We start from the raw sequence: 19,820 nt of genomic DNA on the forward strand, positions 1-19,820 counted from the left end.
AAAGTGGTGTCAAGTGCATTTTTCAACTAAATGATTGCATTGCATACAATTTTTCTGGGTGAGAAATAATGATTCCAGATTCAAGGCCTTTAGATGAGATTCAGCCTGATTTCGATGCGCCTCTGATTGCCGAGCGTGTGCGAAGTCTCTTCGAAAGAAACGGCATCCCGAGGCGTCGCCACGCGGCGACGATCAGCGAGTATCTACATCTGAGCCCTTCGCAGGCGCATCGGAAAATCAAAGGCGAAAGCCCGTGGACACTCGTCCAGATACGCGAGATTGCATCGGCATTTGACGTTTCACCCGGCGATCTATTTCAAGATGTCAGCGACACCGACAAATTGAATTGTTTCGGTCAGAATTCCATTTTTGTTATCGGCAATGACGAATTACCGTGCATCGCCCGGATTGGTTCACAGACTATTGCGGGGGATCCTTCGTCTGCATTCGTGGCGATACGAACAGACAATCAGTGGCATATACATCGCGCCGAACATGCACCGGCTGGCATGCACTACCGGGTCGAGAAGATCGAGATCGACGGACGGCGCCCTGCGCTAGACGCCCCGGCGGTCGCAATCCTCGATGACAACTCAGACGCAGCAGACGAACTCGCCCGCTCATTGCGCAAGCGAGGCTTTTCAACAGTGCCGTTCTACTCGATCGATGCGCTTCTTGCCTCAGTAGAGAATATTTGCTTTAGTGGGTTCATCCTCGACTGGCTAATAGGACACGAAACCGCGAGACGGTGCATAGAAGTGATCCGAGACAGGCACAACATTCGTTCCCCGATCATTATCCTGACTGCATACATGGGACATGCCGAACATATGAATACAATTGCCGAAATGATGACGACCTATCGAATCATTGGTCCCTATGAGAAACCTGCACGCGCTCCCGTTATCGCCGCTGCGCTCGAGCCATTTTGCAACCGATAAATCCATGCTTGCCACCCTATTGTTAGGCTCGGCTACCAGGCAGTTGCAGGCGACGCTAATGCTCTTCTGCGTCGCTCTCGCAACGAGCGCCGCTTGTGATGCTGACATCGTGCCGCTCGCGTTGACTGTATCCGGGAAGATCGAGATTCGAAATGCATCCGACGGACAAACGTATTACTTCGACGAGCGCGCGCTGTTGTCTCTGCCTCAACACGAGATAGCTACGTCAACGCCTTGGACACCGACCGCGAAATTTCGGGGCCCGCTTCTCGAGGATGTACTTGACCATGTGAAGGCGAGCGGTACTCAACTAGACATAGTCGCGTACGACGGCTATGTCTCTCGAGACATTCCGACTACAGACATTGAGACCTTTCATCCCCTGTTGGCCTACACGAGAGATGGAGTTCCCCTTAAGTTGAGAGATCTCGGTCCACTTTTTTTGGTCTATCCGCTGGATCGAAACGAGAAATCTCTCAGAACCTCAGACTATGCAACTCGAGAAATACGTCAAATCAGGGCGATCGTTGTAAAATGAAAACCAATAAAACAAACGCAATCCTCAAGTCCAAGCATTTGATACCGGCAATTATATTTTTATTCTTTATTTGGATAATTTTCATTGTTTATATCATACGGTTTCAATCCGTTTACGACATCGTTGGCCCCACAGAGAATCCTTATTGGGGAATCGCGCAATTTCGAATTGCCTCAGATGAATTTCGAAACTCGTTACTCAAATACAAAATAAGCGAGCAAAATAATCTTGACAAGGTGCGATTCGACTACGAAATCCTGGTTTCCAAATTTTTTGTGATTTCACAGCGTTCTGAAACAACCAAATCGGCCTACCAACAGCCCCTATACTCGAGGACGGTCGACGATCTCCGACGATCGTTCTTGAAGATGGACGTATTGATGGACGAACTCCCCAATGGGGGCGAAAGGATAGCGAACGCCATGATCGAGGAATCTACGGTGTTCGTCACCGCGTACGACCAATTTGTCGGTGCTGTCGGGTTTTCCGAAGTCAGGCGGCGCGATGCTCACCTTGCCGAGACATTGCGAAATCGAAGCATCTTGCTCTATAGCAATATCGGTGTTTCGCTATTGTTTTTTATTGCGATTCTCACGTTTTTGCGCTCGGCTCGATATTTCGAAAAGACGCTCCAAACCGCGCGGCAAGTAGCGCATACGAAGCAAGTGTTTCTCGCATCAATTAATCATGAGTTGCGTAATCCACTGCAAACAATCGTGTCTGCAACAGAAAACATTTCGCACTACGCCACCAACCGGGAACTCATGTGTGCAGTCACAAATATCGACCAAGCGGTAAGGCATATCGAAACCCATATGCGGGATCTAACTGATTATCTTCGACTGAGAACACACAAGATCAACCTTCGTGTTTGCTCCGTTGATCTCAAGGAGATTACTAGTGAAGTTATTCGTCGCTTCAAACCGAAAGCGAGTGAAAAGGGGATCCGTCTACAAGCGAATTTTGATGGACCAACAACAAGGTTCCGGTCGGATGGGCAGCGCGTCCAGCAGATCTTGGACAATCTCGTTGAAAATTCGATCAAATACTCGTCGGGTGGTGTAGTTCAGATTCGATGCTCTATTTTTCCTGATTTCCTCGGCAACGGCGTAAAGGTCCAAGTCATCGATGAAGGAATCGGAATAGAAAAAAACAAGATTGAGTTTCTGTTTTCGCCATTTTACCAAAGTCCGCTCAACGAGAACTCGCCGGTCAGCGGGTATGGTATGGGACTCGCCGTAGTGCGCGGCCTAGTTGAAGTCTTGGGAGGTAGTATCGCCGTGGAAAGCGATGTCGGAAAGGGGGCGGTTTTCACGGTCAAACTTCCGTACGAGACGCGTCTTATAAAACACGCTTCATCTCTGCCTCGCCCCGATTCCGAATTAATAATGCCAGCCGATCAGGAATGGTGATCTACCAATTCACGGATTTCGAGAGCAGCAGAGTCGTCACTTGCTATGGCTAAGACGTTGGGACCAAGATCATGCAAACAATATTCCAAGTTAGCCAATGTCCGTAACATTTTATCTGAGTTCGATTTTATTTTCTCAATAAACATTACAGGGCGCGTCGATTTCAGCGTCTCGATTGCGCCACGGATCACCGCATCTTCCATACCCTCTACGTCGATCTTTATCAAATCAATGCACTTGAGGTTCAACGAGTCGAGCGAAATTAAAGGAATTTCATACCCGGAGTCATAATCGACACTTTGACCAATGTTTTCATTTCCATCACCCTGAATCAATTCTAAACTACCAAAACTCGATTTCCGATGATAATCTATGAACGGAATGCGCAAAGAACCATTTGAATCACCAATGGCGACGTTCCGAGCATCGACATTAAAGCAATTGTTGATGGCGATATTTCCACACAGCGCATAATAAATGGGCCGTTGCGCCTCGATTGAGACTACATTACCCACTCCGTCGAGCATTCTAGCGAATTCGATAGTATGCACACCGATATTGGAACCACAGTCAACCGCAATAGTCGGTCTCCTGCCTGCATTTTCCGTTTTCTTTATTCGCAAGACTGCTTTGAGTAATTCGATGTCACTCTGGTAAAAATTACCAGTCTCCAGAAGATTCCAGCCAACGCCATATGTTCCGTATTCTTGATTATGATTTTCGTCATTCCTGTTAACGATGAGTGGACCATGATTAGTCGATACCAGTACATTTGCAATTTTCATGAACACCCTCGTTGAAATTTCGATTCACACGATTATTGCACCAAGTCTAACGGTATCAAGTTGTGCTCGCAATGCTTAACGGGGCGATCGTCGCACTTAAATGCAGGGGGCAAGACGCAGGTCTAGTCAAGACGATGATCGAGGTGCTGGGGTGACCTGCCCCCTTCAATAGGGCCAATGGGCTTCTAGCAAAGTCCCTTTAAACCAACTCCTGGAAAGCGGCAGGAGCATCCGCGGTCGCCCGGTGTTTCGCCACAAACTCTGACGGCGCAAGGTAGTTCAGTGATCAGGGAGGCGGCAGCGGTTCGACCGCTTGACCAAAGTAGACCATGCAGACAGCCTCCCGAAACGCAGCTGGTAGCTGGCCTTGGGCGTGGAGATCTTCCACGGTGCTGACGGCTAGAAAAGGCTTGTTTTTGCGAGGTGCTTGATATCCCAAGAGGCCCTCCAGATCTGGCGCAACCAAATGCCGTTGATTTGCACCAGCGACTAACAGAGCGAGAATATTCTGGTTGTTTGCCTGCTCGGCCGGATTGCCAGGATCTTCGTCGTGCAGTACGCGATAGGGGATGTTGAATGCGTTCAGCACGCGCTGAAACGCTGGGATGTTCGATTTGCCGTTGCAGTCCACAAGCGACACCTCGCGCCGAAGTCGTAGATGTCGTTCGAACAGTCCCATTAGCTCTGCGCCTCGCTCGAAAGCTGCAATAGCGCTAAATTCCTCCATAAGCACGACCCGTTTGGCGAAGAAAAGCTCGTTCACGGTAGGATCGAAGCGTGCAACAGTATTCAGTCGCTGCCTGTCGGCTTGGAGAGGTTGCCCGGGAAAGAGATCTTGGGTCACCTGATGCGCAGCCGCGTCACCTTGTGGCGTCTTGAACATCCTAATGATGGCTCGATACTTGGTGGCGATATCAAGGAACACTGGTGAATGAGTGCAGCATGCCACTTGGGTAGAAGCTTGCTCAGCCAAACGATACAGCACGTCACGCATCAACCGCTCCATTTGCGGATGAAGATATAGCTCCGGCTCTTCGATCAGCAAGATGTTGGCTCTTACCGGTGCGAGGGCCGCACCAGGTACAACCTGCGCCTGCGCATCGGCCAGTGATTGCAGCAAGGTAATGACCAATGTCCTCTGAAGGCCGTGTCCTTGGTGTCCAACGTCAGTATCGATGCCTGCTTCCACGTCACGGATGACCAGAGACGTTGATGGCAGCACCATCGATCGAATCTCCGGCGCTTCCGTACGAATCAGCGCCTGGCCTCCTACTACTTCGTTAAGGCTCCGGTTGATCCGGTCCTGTAGGTCACGAACCTCCTGGGCTTGGCGTTGAGGATTGGCCTCGTCAGGGCGGAACAAGGCCAACACCTCGTCCAACGCCTCTTGCAACCGAACCATTTCCGGACGCTGTGCCAAGCTTCGCTCGACAATGAGATTCACCAACTTGCCGTAGGTCGACGCATCCTTCGCGTTGGTCTCGTCGCTAGCTTCTTGCACCGCCCGTACCAATATGGGGCGTGGCAGGATGGAGTTGGCGTTGCTTTTCCAATTTCCGCCGCCACCTGGGTTAGGCACCCAATTGGGCGCCCCGAAAGCCACGAGGTCAGGCCGTTGCCGTCGCACCGCCTCGCGCAGGGTCTCTCTCGCAGCGTTCGTAGGGCGAACTCCGCGATTTGGCAGCGCCGCAATGAGCGGCTGATATTCCTCTGGAAATGCATTCCAAGTCGCGTCAGCCTCTGGCCAGCCTTCAAATCGCTCCGCGCCGGAGAAGGAATACAGCGCCTCTTTCCACCCACCCGATTCGCCGTCCTCGCCGGGCTCGAACCAGTAGCGCTTCTTCAAGACCCAGCGGTCGCCGCTCATGCGACCACGAACTGCTACCTGAGTTGTCTCTTCGTCGCTGAGACCGTCGAAATGTCCAATGAGCTCGATCGCGTTCGCCACATCGGTCAGATGTCGCCGGAACAACGATGGGTCTTTAATAGCGCTGCCGCTCAGGAAAGCAGCAATGGCCGACAGGATGGTTGACTTGCCGGCGTTGTTTTCACCGATTAGCACCAGCAAGTCCTCCCACTCCAAGCTGGCATACTCGACGCACTTAAAATTTCTGACCTCGAAGCGACACAGGCGCATGCGATTTCTCCCCGATATCAAACTGTCTTGAACACTGACGCCTCAGTACAACAGCTTTATTTTCATCGTTCGATGACGTCGCAGTGTGACTAGTCATCGTCAATCTTACGTCAACAACCCAATAACCGCGACTGACTACAGTCGAACTCCGCAGTCGACTTATATGGTCGGCCCAAGATCACAATAGGATCAGCCTTGGATTCGATACAGCAACGCGCCGTCATCAATAGCCAACGACATACCGCGAGGTCCAGATCGGTGTATGGCGCGACGACATAAGCAAATGCAACTGCCGCGCAGCATCGCCTTACTCACGTCGACCGTCTCACCTCTCAGTCATTCAAGCACTCTCATCCTCGGCTCGAACTCCGACATCCGCATCCGGCACGACTAGGTTTTCCGCTCCATACTCACCGGCTTTCCCCTAGGCCATCAGCGCCAGTCGCTACTTCGCTTTCTCGGGGCCATGACACTCTTGCCGCATTGTAATCAGCCGGTTCCCTACCAACACCCCCGTCGACACAAAATCTCGATCAAGATGCACGGTCGGCAGGTTGCCGACTGCCGGACAACCGCCATCAGCGGTGTACTCCATAGCAAATAGCGTCTGGTTGAGGATTATTGCAGTAGCCCGTGCGCCTGCTATCGACTCCGGTGCAGCGACGATCACCGCCGCGATACCGAGTAAAGCCATCGGGGTAAACAGCTCGATAATGTCGCGCAAGTAGCGACCTTGCAGCGCCGGATCGCCTCGACGCCCGAAGCGCACTCTTCGCCACCAAATGAATACCCTGTTCGTCCTCTCCTTCGGGAGGAACTTGAACCAGGCTCGCACGGATCGCAACAAGAGCGACGGCAGGTTGATCAGAATAAGTATTGTGCCGCACACGGTAAGGAAAATTGCCGCGCAACGGACAAAGTTTAGAACTACATACCAGGACGACAGAAGACCAACGAAGCTCGGAAAGTACTTCGCATCTGCGTGGGTCAACAGTCGCGTCGTACGTATTGCTTGCGCAGTTCCGACTGCGACACATACCGCAGTCGACAGCGCATACAACGCTTTTCCGAGCATCTTTCCCCACGACCACTTCGCGATCCGGGCAAGTATCAGATGTGCGTGCCGAAGTGCCGCAATCGAGGTCACCACACCGATGCAGAACATCTCGTGTATGGAACCGAGCAAGGGCATCCAATGCAGGGTGGCCAGGATCAGACGAGCAATTATGTACATCATGACAGCGCCATACAGGACCGGGACATCGGGGGGAAGCTTACGCAGCGGCCGTAGCGCTTTCATGATGCGCATTGCACGCTTCAACATCATCCTGCGAAAAGGCGGCAGGAATCGCCGCCACTCCACGAACAGGTCCCACAACATAAAACTGAACAAGGCTGTGCCTACAAGCGTGACTCCCCAGCTATAGGTGACAATTCTCGTCGCCAACGCCAATCCGGAAAACGCGACTACAAGCCGAATCTCCGGGCGTCGCAGTACCCCGCGTACCGCATCAATCCAATGCTTCATACATCCCTCTATTATTTTGATGTTTATACAGGCCTCGCATGTATTGCGACATTCAAATCGCCGATCGCCAAATCGTGTCGATGCTGACTCGAGAAAGGCATCCCGTAGATCGATTGCGCAAACTAGGCCCGTTGTCTACAACGCAGACATGTGGTCGAGTGTGCCCCTCCTTTCACGGAACGCCGCGACCATCCGCGAGCGACAACGCGTCAGGCACCCGTTGGCAACGCACGGTCGATGAGTTCTTTGACGTGCTTGTCGTCTTGCTCAATCGAGAGTTTTCGCCCGCGTTCTTCGACGCTAGTCGCGATGCGATCCGATACCAAAGCAAGCAATCCCCCTGAGCAAAATCGACGTGTGCCAACTTCGGGGCCATCATCTCCTCGACCGCGGCAGCAGCCAGACATTGGCCAACGAGAATTTGAGTCGATTGCACCAACTCTGCATAGGCGATCACCTTGTTTTCAAATGACATGTTTGATCTCGTGATTCGATAATGAGGTTCAACATCGACGAGCACGTACGAGGATAGCCAATTATTCAAAGACAACATATCGAGACTGCGGACATCTTTTCTGAGAGACAACAAGACAACAACAACCTCCTACCGTCGCCAGCCCCCTCCCCGTACCGGCAATCGTCAAACCAACTGTACCGGTACCGTACCGCCAACCGTCGCTAAACTGATCTCCATCCCAGTCTCGAACCGAATGGAGAATCCGCGATGGAATTCCTCACCCTGAGCGCGCTGCCCGCCGGCATGCTGTTCGCGCTCGTCACGTCGATCACGCCCGGCCCGAACAACACGATGCTGCTCGCGTCCGGCGTCAATTTCGGCTTCCGCCGCACGATGCCGCACCTGTTCGGCATCAGCATCGGCGTCGCGATCCTGATGCTCTGCGTCGGCTTCGGCCTCGGCGAAGCGTTCAAGCGCCTGCCGCTGCTGTACACGATCCTCGAAGCCGCAAGCGTCGCGTACCTGCTGTACCTCGCGTGGCGCATCGGCACGTCGGGCGAAGTGAAGGCGAACGGCGGCAAGCCGCGGCCGATGACGTTCATCGAAGCCGCCGCATTCCAGTGGGTCAACCCGAAAGCCTGGATGATGGTGCTGACCGCCGCGACGACGGTGCGCCTGTCCGCCGACTACGGAATGAACGCCGCGTGGATGGCCGTCGTGTTCATCCTGATCGGCTTTCCGTGCATCTGCCTGTGGGCCGCGTTCGGCCTCGGCCTGCGCCGCTTCCTGTCGAACCAGCGCGCATTGCGCATCTTCAACGTGACGATGGCCGTGCTGCTGATCCTGTCGCTGTATCCGCTGATCGCGCACCTGCTGCCGCAGTGAGCGCTCACAGCGCGCCCGTTGAGATTCATGTGATGCAGGCGTACCCTTTCGGTACGGGCGCGCGCAGCCGCTTCGCGGTCGCGCCGCTGCTGCCGGGAGACAAGCCGATGAAGCCATTCCTGAGGACGGGCGAGCACATCGAGGGGATGCACTGGATCGCCGAGTATCACCCGCTCACGCACGACATCCTCGTGCTGCGCGACAACATCGAAGTCGGCACTTACTGCGCGCCGCCAACGCTGTTCGGCGACGAGGAAGAGATGGGCGCCGCGAACCTCGCCGATCATCGCAGCCGGGAGGCCGCGCTGCGCGCGTATCTGCGCAACTTCGTCAAGGAACACGACGCGGAGGAATAGCGGCACGAAGAGTGCCGCTCACAGTGGGCCGGCGCATCGCACCGGCCCACGCTTCGCTCAATGCCCGAGCGACTCGATCTTGCCCGCCGGCTGCGCGACGCCATGCGGCCGCGCCATCTGCTTGATCAGCAACGCGACGCACGCGAGCACGCCCGCGACGGCGATCGTCGCGAACACACCCGCGAACGTGAAGTGCCGGCGCGTCAGTTCGGCGACGAGGAACGACCCCGCGATCCCGCCGAAGCGGCCGACGCCGAGCATCCACGCGACACCCGTGCCGCGCCCCTCGGTCGGATAGAACGCGGCGGCAAGCGCCGGCATCGACGATTGCGCGGTGTTCATCAGCACGCCGGCCACGAACACGACCAGCACGAGCAACCCGACGTTGCCGGCCGCCTGCCCGATCGCATACACGCTCACCGCCGTCAGCGCATAGCACACGGCGATCACGCGGTTCGCGTTGAAGCGGTCCATCAGCACGCCGCACAGCACGGCGCCCACGCCGCCGAGCGGGAACAGCGCCGAGATCAGCGTCGCGCTCTTCGGCGTCAGGCCGGCATCCTTCAGCAGGATCGGCATCCAGTTGATCGACGCGTAGAAGATCACGAGGCCCATGAAGTACGCGATCCACAGCATCACGGAGCCGACGATGTACGAACGCGACAGCACGACGCCGAGCCCCTTGCTGCCCGTCTGCGGCGCGGATTCGGTCATTGCGAACGCGCCGGCATTCAGCGCGTCGCGCGAGATGCGTGCGAGCGTTGCGCGGATCTTGTCGACCGCCTGGCCGCTCGCGACCATGAAGCGCACCGATTCCGGCATCTTCAGCAGCAACAGCACGCCGAGCAGCAGCGGCGTCACGCCGCCGAGCATCAGCACGCTGCGCCAGCCGAAATGCGGAATCATCCACGCGGCCAGGAAACCACCGAATGCGGCACCGAGCGGGAAGCCGCAGAACATCAGGTTGATCACGGTCGCTCGGCGCTTGTCCGGGCAGAACTCGCCCATCATCGTGACCGCGTTCGGCATCGCCGCGCCGAGCCCGACACCGGTGATGAAGCGCAGGATCGTCAGGTGTCCGATGGTCGTCGAGAACGCGGACACGAAACACGCGACGCCGAACAGGAATACCGAGCCGAGCAGCAGCGAGCGGCGCCCGAGCCGGTCGGACAGCGGGCCCGACACGAGCGCGCCGCACGCGAGGCCGAACAGCGCGGCGCTCAGCACGGGTGCGAGATCGGGCTTGGTGAGGTTCCATTCGCCGAGCAGCGACGGCGCGATGAAGCCGATCGCGGCCGTATCGAAGCCGTCGAGCAGCACGATCACGAAACACATGAGGAACACGAGCCACTGAAAGCCGCCGAACGGCTGCTCGTTGATGAAGGTCTGGACATCGACCACGGGTGTGCGATTCATCGCGTGTCTCCTGTGTCGATCCAAGTTAGCGCTTTAGCGCTTACTTGGATCCCATGCTGCGCGGTCGACCGGAGTTGGCGCTTCAGCGCTTACTCCGGTCCCATGCAACGCTAATAGTTATGAGCAATACGGCATGGTTGCCGCGCCCTTCCTTTGTTCGCCCACCGGCCATCCGGTGTGCCGCGCGCCGATGCTCTGCCGGCGCGTTCATCGATCCCGTCGTCGATGGCCCCTTGCGACAGCGGGCCACGCGATCGGTTGCGGCCGCCCTCAGCCGGCCGCACCTGACTGGCCGTCTTACTCGGCCCCGTCCTGTTCCTTGAAGATCTTGTCTGCGAGATGGAACGCGGAATTCGCAGCCGGCACGCCGCAATAGATCGCGGTCTGCAGCAGCACTTCCTTGATCTCGTCGCGCGTCACGCCGTTGTTGCGCGCGGCGCGCAGATGCAGCGCCAGTTCCTCGCCACGGTTCAGCGCCACCATCATTGCGATGGTCAGCAGGCTGCGCGTATGGCGCGGCAGGCCGTCGCGCGTCCAGATCTCGCCCCATGCATAGCGCGTGATCAGGTTCTGGAATTCGTCGGTCACCTCGGTGCGGTTCTCGAGCGAACGGTCGACGTGCGCATCGCCGAGCACCGCGCGACGCACCTTCATCCCTGCTTCGTAACGTTCCTGGTCGTCCATTGCCGGTGCCTCACGCAGTCAGGAAATCGAGCAGCGCGCGGTTGAAGCCGCCGGTGCACTCGATGTTCGAAATATGCGCGGCATCGAATTCGATGTGAAGCGCGCCGGGAATCGCGGCCGCGAGCGCGCGACCCTGATCGGGCGGCGTCGACATGTCCTTCGCGCCGGTCACGACGAGCACCGGCAGCGCGATGCCTTTCACCTCTTCGCGCAGGTCGGCCGCGTTCAGCGCGTCGCAGTTCGCCGCATAGCCGTCCTTGTCGGTATGCACGAAGGTGTCGCGGATCGCGTCGAACAGGCGCGGCTCGCGTTCGACGAACGCATCGGTGAACCAGCGCGGCAGCACGGCGTCGGCAAGCGCGGCCATCCCTTCGGCGCGCGCCTTCTGCGCACGCGGCGCCCACACTTCCGGCGAACCGATCTTCGCGGCGGTGTTCGACAGCACCGCGCGAACGATGCGCGACGGGAAGCGCGCGGCCAGCGCGGCACCGGTCAGCCCGCCCATCGAGATCCCGCAGAAATGCGCGCGCGCGATGCCGACGTGGTCGAGCAGGCCGATCACGTCGCCGGCGAGCTGCTCGATCGTGTACGAACCGGCCGGCGCATCGGAATGGCCGTGGCCGCGCGTGTCGTAGCGCAGGATATTGAAGTGCTGCGTGAGCGGACGGATCTGCGGCGCCCACATCTGCAGGTCGGCGCCGAGCGAGTTCGAGAAGACGAGCCACGGCGCGTCGTCGCGCGCCGCACGGTCGATCCGGTAATGCAGTTTCACGCCGTTGACAGTGGCGAAAGGCATCAATGTTCTCCTGGTTGGGTCGTGCCCGCATGCAGCGCGAGCACGGCGTCGACATAGGCCTGCGCCTCGCCGACGTAATGTGCGGGATCGAGCAGCCGCGCGAGCGCGTCGCGCGACAGGTGAGCCGACACGGTCGCATCGGCGGCGAGCACGTCGAACAGCGGCGCGCCGGTGCGCACGGCTTCCTTCGACGCGTGCTCGACGACGTGGTGCGCATCGAGCCGGCCGATCCGGTCGCCGAGCGCGAGCATCACGGCTTCGCCGAGGATCAGCCCGTGCGTCAGGTCGAGGTTCGCGGCAAGGCGTTCGGTGTTGACGTCGAGGCCCGCGACGATCTGTGCGATCTGCGCGAGCGCGCCGCCCGTCAGACGCGCGAGGTCGGGCAGCGCATCCCATTCGGCCTGCCAGCCGCCGAGCGCGCGCTCGTGTTCCTGGACCATCCCCGCGAACACGGTCGCGACGAGGTTCGGCGCGCGGACGGCGGCGGTCAGCACGGCCGCACAGCCGACCGGGTTGCGCTTGTGCGGCATCGTCGACGAACCGCCCTTGCCGGCGGCGGCCGGTTCGCCGAGCTCGCCGACTTCGGTCTGCATCTGCAGCGACACGTCGCGCGCGATCTTGCCAAGCGTACCCGTCAGCATCCCGAAGCAAGACGCGGCTTCCGCGATGCGGTCGCGCTGCGTATGCCACGGCACAGCCGGCACGGCGAGCTTCAGGTCGGCCGCGAGCGCGGCCGTGACGCCACGCGCGTGCTCGCGCAGGCTCGCGAGCGTGCCGGCCGCGCCGCCGAACTGCAGCACCAGCGCGCGCTCGCGCAATTCGGCGAAGCGCGCGCGATGGCGCAGCAGCGCATCGAGCCATTGGGCGAATTTCAGGCCGAGCGTGATCGGCAGCGCCTGCTGCAGCCAGGTGCGGCCGATCATCGGCGTCGCACGGTGCGTGCGCGCGAGCGCCGCGAGCGATGCACACGCTTCGTCGAGCAGCGGCTCGAGCACGTCGAGCGTGTCGCGCAGCTGAAGGACGGTCGCGGTATCGATGATGTCCTGGCTCGTCGCGCCCCAGTGCACGAACTTCGCGGCCTCGGGGTCGTCGGCCTTCACTTGCGCGGTGAGCTGCTTGACGAGCGGAATCGCGAGATTGCCGCCGAGCGCCGCGCCGTGCGCGAGCGCGTCGGCATCGAGCCGGCTTGCGTCGCACGCGCGTTCGATCGGCGCGACCGCGGCGGCGGGAATCACCTGCTGCGCGGCGAGCGCGCGCGCGAGCGCGGCCTCGACGTCGAGCATCCGCTGGATCGTCGCGCGCGGCGACCAGATCCGGTTGAGCGGCTCGGTGCCGCAGATGAGGGAGGTCAGGCGGGCGCTGTCTTCGAGCATGGCATCAGATTGGGGAAACGGCGTGCGCCTATTGTCCACCCAAGCGTGCCGGCGTGCGCTCGACCGCGCGCGCCGGCACGCCTGCGGTTCAGGCGGCGGCCTTTTGCGTCGCGTCGATCAGCGGCACGCCGGTCAGCTTCTGCAACTCGTCGAACGACAGGTCGGTGAAGATCTCGCTCACCGCGAGACCATCGGCCGTCACGTCGAGCACGGCGAGATCCGTATAGATGCGGCTCACGCATTGCACGCCGGTGACCGGATACGAGCACTGCGCGACGATCTTGCTCTCGCCCTGCTTCGTCAGGTGCTCCATCATCACGAACACCTGCTTCGCGCCGATCGCGAGGTCCATCGCGCCGCCGACGGCCGGAATCGCATCGGGCGCGCCCGTATGCCAGTTCGCGAGATCGCCGTTCGCGGACACCTGGAACGCGCCGAGCACGCAGTAGTCGAGGTGGCCGCCGCGCATCATCGCGAACGAATCGGCATGGTGGAAATACGCGCCGCCGGTGAGCAGCGTCACGTGCTGCTTGCCGGCGTTGATCAGTTCGTCGTCTTCTGCGCCGGGTGCGGGCGCGGGGCCCATGCCGAGCAGGCCGTTCTCGCTGTGCAGGAAGATTTCCTTGCTCGGGTCGAGGTGGTTCGCCACCAGCGTCGGCACGCCGATGCCGAGGTTCACGTATGCGCCTTCGGGGATGTCCTGGGCGACGCGCTTGGCCATTTCATCGCGGGTCAGTCGTTTCATCTGGATATCTCCCTCAAGCGGCTTGCGATGCAGCGTGTTCGGCGGCCAGCTCGGCCGCATGAGCGGCCTGCGGCACCTCGACGATGCGCTGAACGAAAATGCCCGGCGTCACGATGTGTTCCGGGTTCAGCGCGCCGAGCGGCACGACTTCCGACACCTGCACGATCGCGACCTTCGCCGCGCTGGCCATGATCGGCCCGAAGTTGCGCGCGGTCTTGCGATACACGAGATTGCCCCAGCGATCGCCCTTGTACGCCTTCACGAATGCGAAATCGGCGTGGATCGGCGTCTCGAACACATACTGCTTGCCGTCGATCACGCGCGTTTCCTTGCCTTCCGCGAGCTTGGTGCCAAAGCCCGTCGGCGTGAAGAAACCGCCGATGCCGGCGCCCGCCGCGCGGATGCGCTCCGCGAGGTTGCCCTGCGGCACGAGTTCCAGCTCGATCTCGCCCGCGCGGTACAGCCCGTCGAACACCTGCGAGTCGCTCTGGCGCGGGAACGAGCAGATGATCTTGCGCACCTGTTTCGCCTTGAGCAGCGCCGCCAGGCCGGTCTCGCCGTTGCCCGCGTTGTTGTTGACGATCGTCAGGTCGCGCGCGCCCTGTTCGATCAGCGCGTCGATCAGCTCGGACGGCATGCCGGCCGTGCCGAAGCCGCCGATCATGATTGTCGCGCCATCGTGGACGTCGGCAACCGCCGACTGAAGCGATTCGAAAATCTTGTTGACCATGTCTCTTCCTGATACGAACCCGCGGCACGATGCGCGGCCTGTCGAGGGGACACGCGCGTGCCGCGTGCCGCGCCGGGGCCGATCTCGATCCCGGCATTTGTTCGCTATTCGAACCTAGATTCGATTAGCGAACGATGGGCCGATCATAGAGTCGCGCACAGCGCGTTGTCAAGGCGGGTTGCCTCGGGGGTCGCTGCGTCGTCGAACGGCAGCCCGACGTAGTTTTCGGCGAGCGACTGCGCGGCGGCCCGCGAGCGCGTCACGTATTTCAGCTCGGCAAACTTCAGGCGATTGACGAACGGCGAATCCTCCGGCGACGAGTGCAGCATGTTCGTCATGAAGTACGAGAAGTGCTCGGCGCGCCACACGCGTTCGAGGCAGGTCGCCGAATACGTGTCGAGCGGCGTCGTGTCGCCCGTCCGGTAGCGCGCGCCGAGCGCGCGGGACAGCGCGCGGACGTCGGCGACCGCGAGGTTCATCCCCTTCGCGCCGGTCGGCGGCACGATGTGCGCGGCGTCGCCGGCGAGGAACAGCCGGCCGTGCTGCATCGTCTCCGACACGAAGCTGCGCATCGGCGTCACGCTCTTCTGCGTGATCCGGCCCTCGGTCGGCGTCCAGCCCGTGTCGTTCGAGAAGCGCGTGTGCAGTTCGTCCCAGATCCGCGCATCGGACCATTCGGCGAGGTCTTCGTCGGGCTTGCACTGCAGGTACAGGCGCGTGACCGTCGGCGAACGCATCGAGAACAGCGCGAAGCCGTTGTCGTGATGCGCATAGACGAGTTCGTCGAGCGACGGCGCCGCGTCGGCGAGGATGCCGAGCCACGCGAACGGGTAGACGCGCTCGAACGTGTTCAGCCGCTCGGCCGGGATCGTCTGGCGCGCGATGCCGTGGAAGCCGTCGCAGCCGGCGATGTAGTCGCAGTCGATACGGTCCGCGCGGCCGTCCGCGTGCTTGAACGTGACGAACGGGTGCTCGCCTTCGACGTCGTGCAGCGCGACGTCGCTGACTTCGAAATGCATCTGGTGGCCATGCTCGACGCCCGCCGCGATCAGGTCGCGCACGACTTCATGCTGGCTGTAGACGGTGATCGCGCGCCCGCCGGTCAGCTCGGACAGGTCGATGCGGTGGCGCTGCCCGGAGAACAGCAGCTCGATGCCGTGATGCTCGAGCCCTTCGCGGCGCATCCGGTCGCCGAGGCCGGCGTCGTTCAGCGTATCGACCGTGCCCTGCTCCAGCACGCCGGCGCGGATGCGGTTCTCGCAGTATTCGCGCGAACGCGCTTCGACGAGGATGGAATCGACGCCTTGCAGGCGCAGCAGGTGGGAAAGCAGAAGGCCGGACGGACCGGCGCCGATGATCGCGACTTGGGTGCGCATAGTTTGTCTCCTTGTCGACCGGAGTTAGCGCTTCAGCGCTTACTCCGGTCCCATGCAAAGCTGAACATTGGTTCGAGTAATGGAATACATTTGAGCGCTTTCCCGACTATGCGGCAACGCGATTCAGGAGATATGTTGTATACGTTTTGAAGATATTGGCCCGGTGATGGATACGCTCGATCTGAACCTCATTCCCTACCTCGTCGCGCTCGACGACACGCGCAACGTCAGCCGCGCGGGCGACCTGCTCGGCGTGAGCCAGCCGCGCGTGAGCACGGCGCTCGGCCGGCTGCGCGAGTATTTCGGCGATCCGCTGTTCGTGCGCACGTCGCGCGGGATGGAGCCGACGCCGCGCGCCCTCGCGCTGCTGCCGGCCGCACGCGACGCACTCGCGCAGATCGAGCGCGGCCTCGTCGCGCCGCACGACTTCGATCCGGCCGCGAGCACGCACACGTTCTCGATCGCGCTGTCGGACGTCGGCGAGATCGTGTTCCTGCCGAAGCTGCTGCAGGCGTTCGCGACGCGCGCACCGCACGCGAACCTGCGTTCGGTGTCGCTCGCGCACGATGAAGTCGGACGCGGCCTCGAAGCCGGCTCGATCGATCTCGCGGTCGGCTACTTCCCCGATCTCGACGGCAACAACTTCTTCCAGCAGCGGTTGTTCACGCACCGGTTCGTCTGCCTGATGCGGCGCGGCCATCCGCTCGAACAGGCGCCGCCCTTTACGGTCGAGCAGTTCCTCGCATGCGGGCACGCGGTGGTGCGTGCCGAAGGGCGCAGCCAGGAAGTGCTCGAGAAGTACCTGGCGAAGCAGCGCATGCAACGCCGCGCGGTGCTCGAGACGCCGCACTTCATGAGCCTGCCGTTCATCCTGAGCCGCACCGACCTGATCGCGACAGTGCCGCATGCGATCGGCTATGCGTATGCGGCCGAGCACGCGTTCATCGTGCCCGTCGAGCCGCCGCTCGCGCTGCCGCGCTTCGACCTGAAGCAGCACTGGCATCGCAAGTATCACAACGATCCGCGCACCGCGTGGCTGCGCGGCGTGGTCGCATCGCTGTTCAACGACGAGCAGGACGAATGGCCGAAGTGAGCGCCGGGCCACGCACACGACCCGCGAAAGCATGAAACAATGGCCGGATTCCGGCCGCCTCGGGCGGCCGCATTCGATGGAGCCTGTACATGGGTAAAAAATCCGCGCGGCCCGAGCCGGCCGCATCCCGACCGAGCCGTAAAGAAGCAGAAGACGCCGTCCGCGTGCTGTTGCGCTGGGCCGGCGACGATCCCGCACGCGAAGGCCTGGTCGACACGCCCGCACGGGTGGTGCGCGCGTACGAACAGTTCTTCGCCGGTTATGCGGTGGAGCCGCGCGACATCCTCGCGCGCACGTTCAGCGAAGTCGACGGCTACGACGAGATGATCGTGCTGAAGGACATCCGCTTCGAGAGCTACTGCGAGCACCACATGGTGCCGATCATCGGCCGCGCGCACGTCGCGTATCTGCCGAACCATCGCGTCGTCGGCATCTCGAAGCTCGCGCGCCTCGTCGACGCGTTCGCGAAGCGCCTGCAGATCCAGGAAAAGATGACCGTGCAGATCGCCGATACGCTGTTCGACGTGCTGCAGCCGAAGGGCGTCGGCGTGATCCTCGAAGCCGCGCACCAGTGCATCTCGACGCGCGGCGTGCACAAGCCGGGCGTCGAGATGGTCACGTCGCGCATGCTCGGCTCGTTCCGCACCGATCCGTCGACGCGTCGCGAATTCCTGTCGATCGTCGCCAATCCTTCTTCAGTCAACCTGACGAATACGTAATGGAGTCGACGAAGCAAACGGCGCACGCGCCCGTCGTGCTCGTGACCGGCGCCGCGCGCCGGGCCGGACGCGCGTTCGCCGAGTATTTCGCCGCGCACGGCTATCGCACTGCGGTGCACTACGACCGTTCGGCCGATGCCGCACAGGCAGCGGCCCGCGCGATCGCCGAACGCGGGCACGATTCGATCGCGCTGCAGGCCGACCTGTCGGATGCCGCGCAGATCACCGCGTTGATCGACCAGGTGTATGCGCGCTTCGGGCGCCTCGACGTGCTCGTCAACAACGCGTCGGTGTTCTGGCAGGACCATTTCCCGAGCTTCGATCTCGCGGCGTTCGACCAGGCGTGGGCCGTCAACTGCCGCGCGCCGATCCTGCTCACGCGCGCGTTCTACGAACGGGCGCGCGCGGCCGGCACGCAGGGTGTCGTCGTGAATGTGGTCGACCAGAAGATCAAGGAAAACTTTCATCGCGACCATTTCAGCTACACGGTCGCGAAGGCCGCGCTCGGCAACCTCACGCAGATGCTCGCGCTGTCGTCCGCGCCGGTGCTGCGCGTGAATGCGGTGTTCCCGGGGCTGATGCTGCCGAGCGACGACCAGACGCAGGCCGACTTCGAACATGCGAGCCGCGCATCGACGCCGCTCGCGCGCATCGCGGGCCCCGACGACGTCGCGAGCGCGATCCTGCTGCTGACGGGCAATGCATACAACGGCGTGGATTTCGTCGTCGATGCGGGGCAGAACCTGATCCGCGTCGACCAGGACGTGCTGTACAAGCACCGCTCGCCCGCCGGCAAGCACTGACGCACCCGCAGCGGCGGCCGCGCGCCGCGTTACGGCTTCTCGCCGCTGCCGCCTTCGCGGGCCTTGCTCTGCGCGACGCTCGTGCCGGGCGGCACGCTGTGCGTAAGCCACACGTTGCCGCCGATCACCGAGCCGCGCCCGATCGTCACGCGGCCGAGAATCGTCGCACCCGCGTAGATCACCACATCGTCCTCGACGATCGGGTGCCGTGCGTTGCCCTTGACCAGCGCGCCGTCGCCATCGGCCGGGAAGCTCTTCGCGCCGAGCGTGACGGCCTGGTACAGGCGCACACGCTCGCCGATGATCGCCGTCTCGCCGATCACGACACCGGTGCCGTGGTCGATGAAGAAGCTCGGGCCGATCCGGGCACCGGGGTGGATGTCGATGCCGGTGGCCGAGTGCGCGATTTCATTGATGAAACGGGCGAGCAGCGGCACGCCTAGCTGGTGCAGCGCGTGTGCGAGCCGATGGTGCATCATCGCCAGCACGCCGGGATAGCACAGCAGGATTTCGGTGATGTGCTGCGCGGCCGGATCGCCCGCGTACGCGGCCTGGATGTCGCTGACGAGCAGCGCACGGACCGCCGGCAACTGCCGGCCGAATTCGCGCGCGATCTCGAACGCGCGCTCGTCGAGCTCGGCGAACGACGTGTCCGCATATTCGGGCAGGAACGGCAGCGCGCGACGAACCTGTTCGGACAGGATGCGCAGCGTGCTTTCGAGCGTGTGGCCGACGTAGTAGTCGACGCTTTCGTCGGTGAGATCCGGCGCACCGTAATGCGTCGGAAACATCGACGCACGCAGGCCGGTCACAATCTTGCAGATCGCGTCGCGGGACGGCAGTTCGCGGATGCCGCGCGGATGGCGCGTGCGATGGAGTTCCTCGCGCGACTCGCGCAAGCCGGCAACGATTTCTTCGAGGCCCCACTGACGGACGGGTGATGTCGACATATGCCAATGCAGGCGGCCGCGCTCGGTCGCACGGCCGCTAATAAAGTGACGGGTTCCACAAGATTACCGCGTTTTTTGTCCGGGAGCGGCGCACCG

Annotated in this window: 19 protein-coding genes; 7 read left to right on the forward strand and 12 right to left on the reverse strand. The window is 61.0% G+C overall.

Translation table 11 applies throughout. The annotated features are described in order from the left end of the window. Nucleotides 1-68: 68 nt before the first annotated feature. Together ABD05_RS21050 and ABD05_RS21060 are read left to right on the forward strand one after the other, a co-directional pair. Complete coding sequence (locus ABD05_RS21050; protein WP_047902036.1) at nucleotides 69-941, forward strand: helix-turn-helix domain-containing protein; 873 nt, start codon at nucleotides 69-71, stop codon at nucleotides 939-941. 534 nt (nucleotides 942-1,475) lie between these two features. Beyond that, a complete protein-coding gene (locus ABD05_RS21060; protein WP_047902038.1) occupies nucleotides 1,476-2,891 on the forward strand; it encodes a sensor histidine kinase in 1,416 nt (471 codons plus the stop codon). Here the strand turns inward: ABD05_RS21060 and ABD05_RS36475 are convergent. The 4 genes from ABD05_RS36475 to ABD05_RS21075 all read right to left on the reverse strand — a co-directional run bounded on the left by ABD05_RS36475 (nucleotide 2,879) and on the right by ABD05_RS21075 (nucleotide 7,816). After that, nucleotides 2,879-3,676 (reverse strand): FkbM family methyltransferase, encoded by a 798-nt coding sequence (locus ABD05_RS36475; protein WP_082146182.1) that lies wholly within the window; start codon nucleotides 3,674-3,676, stop codon nucleotides 2,879-2,881. The genes ABD05_RS21060 and ABD05_RS36475 overlap by 13 nt on opposite strands. A gap of 286 nt (nucleotides 3,677-3,962) precedes the next feature. Next, the gene (locus tag ABD05_RS39010; RefSeq protein WP_047902039.1) at nucleotides 3,963-5,813 is read right to left on the reverse strand and encodes an ATP-dependent nuclease; all 1,851 of its coding nucleotides are present in this window, start codon (nucleotides 5,811-5,813) and stop codon (nucleotides 3,963-3,965) included. Between the two features lie 445 nt (nucleotides 5,814-6,258). Next, entirely contained in the window at nucleotides 6,259-7,341 is a 1,083-nt protein-coding gene (locus ABD05_RS21070) for a hypothetical protein (RefSeq protein ID WP_047902040.1), read from the reverse strand. 172 nt (nucleotides 7,342-7,513) lie between these two features. Continuing rightward, nucleotides 7,514-7,816, reverse strand: a complete 303-nt coding sequence (locus ABD05_RS21075; protein ID WP_047902041.1) for a hypothetical protein — start codon at nucleotides 7,814-7,816, stop codon at nucleotides 7,514-7,516. 249 nt (nucleotides 7,817-8,065) lie between these two features. Between ABD05_RS21075 and ABD05_RS21080 the strand changes: the two genes are divergently transcribed. Next, complete coding sequence (locus ABD05_RS21080; RefSeq protein ID WP_047902042.1) at nucleotides 8,066-8,683, forward strand: LysE family translocator; 618 nt, start codon at nucleotides 8,066-8,068, stop codon at nucleotides 8,681-8,683. 107 nt (nucleotides 8,684-8,790) lie between these two features. Continuing rightward, complete coding sequence (locus ABD05_RS21085) at nucleotides 8,791-9,039, forward strand: hypothetical protein (RefSeq protein ID WP_047903701.1); 249 nt, start codon at nucleotides 8,791-8,793, stop codon at nucleotides 9,037-9,039. Between the two features lie 57 nt (nucleotides 9,040-9,096). On the opposite strand, the gene ABD05_RS21090 is transcribed toward ABD05_RS21085, so the two are convergent. From ABD05_RS21090 to pobA, 7 genes are all read right to left on the reverse strand, one after another. Further along, nucleotides 9,097-10,455 (reverse strand): MFS transporter, encoded by a 1,359-nt coding sequence (locus ABD05_RS21090; RefSeq protein WP_047902043.1) that lies wholly within the window; start codon nucleotides 10,453-10,455, stop codon nucleotides 9,097-9,099. 297 nt (nucleotides 10,456-10,752) lie between these two features. Beyond that, nucleotides 10,753-11,139 carry a 4-carboxymuconolactone decarboxylase gene (gene pcaC / locus ABD05_RS21095; RefSeq protein ID WP_047902044.1) on the reverse strand — a complete coding sequence of 129 codons (387 nt, stop codon included), beginning with the start codon at nucleotides 11,137-11,139 and terminating at the stop codon, nucleotides 10,753-10,755. A 10-nt stretch (nucleotides 11,140-11,149) separates the two neighbouring features. Beyond that, entirely contained in the window at nucleotides 11,150-11,935 is a 786-nt protein-coding gene (gene pcaD / locus ABD05_RS21100) for a 3-oxoadipate enol-lactonase (RefSeq protein WP_047902045.1), read from the reverse strand. Then, nucleotides 11,935-13,308, reverse strand: a complete 1,374-nt coding sequence (locus ABD05_RS21105; protein ID WP_047902046.1) for a 3-carboxy-cis,cis-muconate cycloisomerase — start codon at nucleotides 13,306-13,308, stop codon at nucleotides 11,935-11,937. Before ABD05_RS21105 ends, pcaD begins: the two co-directional genes overlap by 1 nt. An 88-nt stretch (nucleotides 13,309-13,396) precedes the next feature. Next, on the reverse strand, nucleotides 13,397-14,053 hold the full coding sequence (locus ABD05_RS21110) for a CoA transferase subunit B (protein WP_047903702.1): 657 nt from the start codon (nucleotides 14,051-14,053) through the stop codon (nucleotides 13,397-13,399). A 13-nt stretch (nucleotides 14,054-14,066) separates the two neighbouring features. Then, on the reverse strand, nucleotides 14,067-14,783 hold the full coding sequence (locus ABD05_RS21115) for a 3-oxoacid CoA-transferase subunit A (RefSeq protein WP_047902047.1): 717 nt from the start codon (nucleotides 14,781-14,783) through the stop codon (nucleotides 14,067-14,069). Nucleotides 14,784-14,926: 143 nt separating this feature from the next. Next, nucleotides 14,927-16,159, reverse strand: a complete 1,233-nt coding sequence (gene pobA / locus ABD05_RS21120) for a 4-hydroxybenzoate 3-monooxygenase (RefSeq protein ID WP_047902048.1) — start codon at nucleotides 16,157-16,159, stop codon at nucleotides 14,927-14,929. Nucleotides 16,160-16,325: 166 nt separating this feature from the next. On the opposite strand from pobA, the gene ABD05_RS21125 reads away from it, so the two are divergent. From ABD05_RS21125 to ABD05_RS21135, 3 genes are all read left to right on the forward strand, one after another. Beyond that, nucleotides 16,326-17,252 carry a LysR family transcriptional regulator gene (locus ABD05_RS21125; protein WP_047902049.1) on the forward strand — a complete coding sequence of 309 codons (927 nt, stop codon included), beginning with the start codon at nucleotides 16,326-16,328 and terminating at the stop codon, nucleotides 17,250-17,252. Nucleotides 17,253-17,341: 89 nt separating this feature from the next. Continuing rightward, the gene (gene folE, locus ABD05_RS21130; protein ID WP_047902050.1) at nucleotides 17,342-17,971 is read left to right on the forward strand and encodes a GTP cyclohydrolase I FolE; all 630 of its coding nucleotides are present in this window, start codon (nucleotides 17,342-17,344) and stop codon (nucleotides 17,969-17,971) included. Next, nucleotides 17,971-18,774 (forward strand): SDR family oxidoreductase, encoded by an 804-nt coding sequence (locus ABD05_RS21135; protein WP_047902051.1) that lies wholly within the window; start codon nucleotides 17,971-17,973, stop codon nucleotides 18,772-18,774. Before folE ends, ABD05_RS21135 begins: the two co-directional genes overlap by 1 nt. 29 nt (nucleotides 18,775-18,803) lie before the next feature. Here ABD05_RS21135 and epsC read toward each other — a convergent pair whose 3' ends face one another. Further along, nucleotides 18,804-19,724, reverse strand: coding sequence for a serine O-acetyltransferase EpsC (epsC, locus tag ABD05_RS21140; RefSeq protein WP_047902052.1), 921 nt, complete (start codon nucleotides 19,722-19,724; stop codon nucleotides 18,804-18,806). Nucleotides 19,725-19,820: the final 96 nt, after the last annotated feature.

It is taken from the genome of Burkholderia pyrrocinia (assembly GCF_001028665.1).
Classification (GTDB): Bacteria; Pseudomonadota; Gammaproteobacteria; order Burkholderiales; family Burkholderiaceae; genus Burkholderia; species Burkholderia pyrrocinia.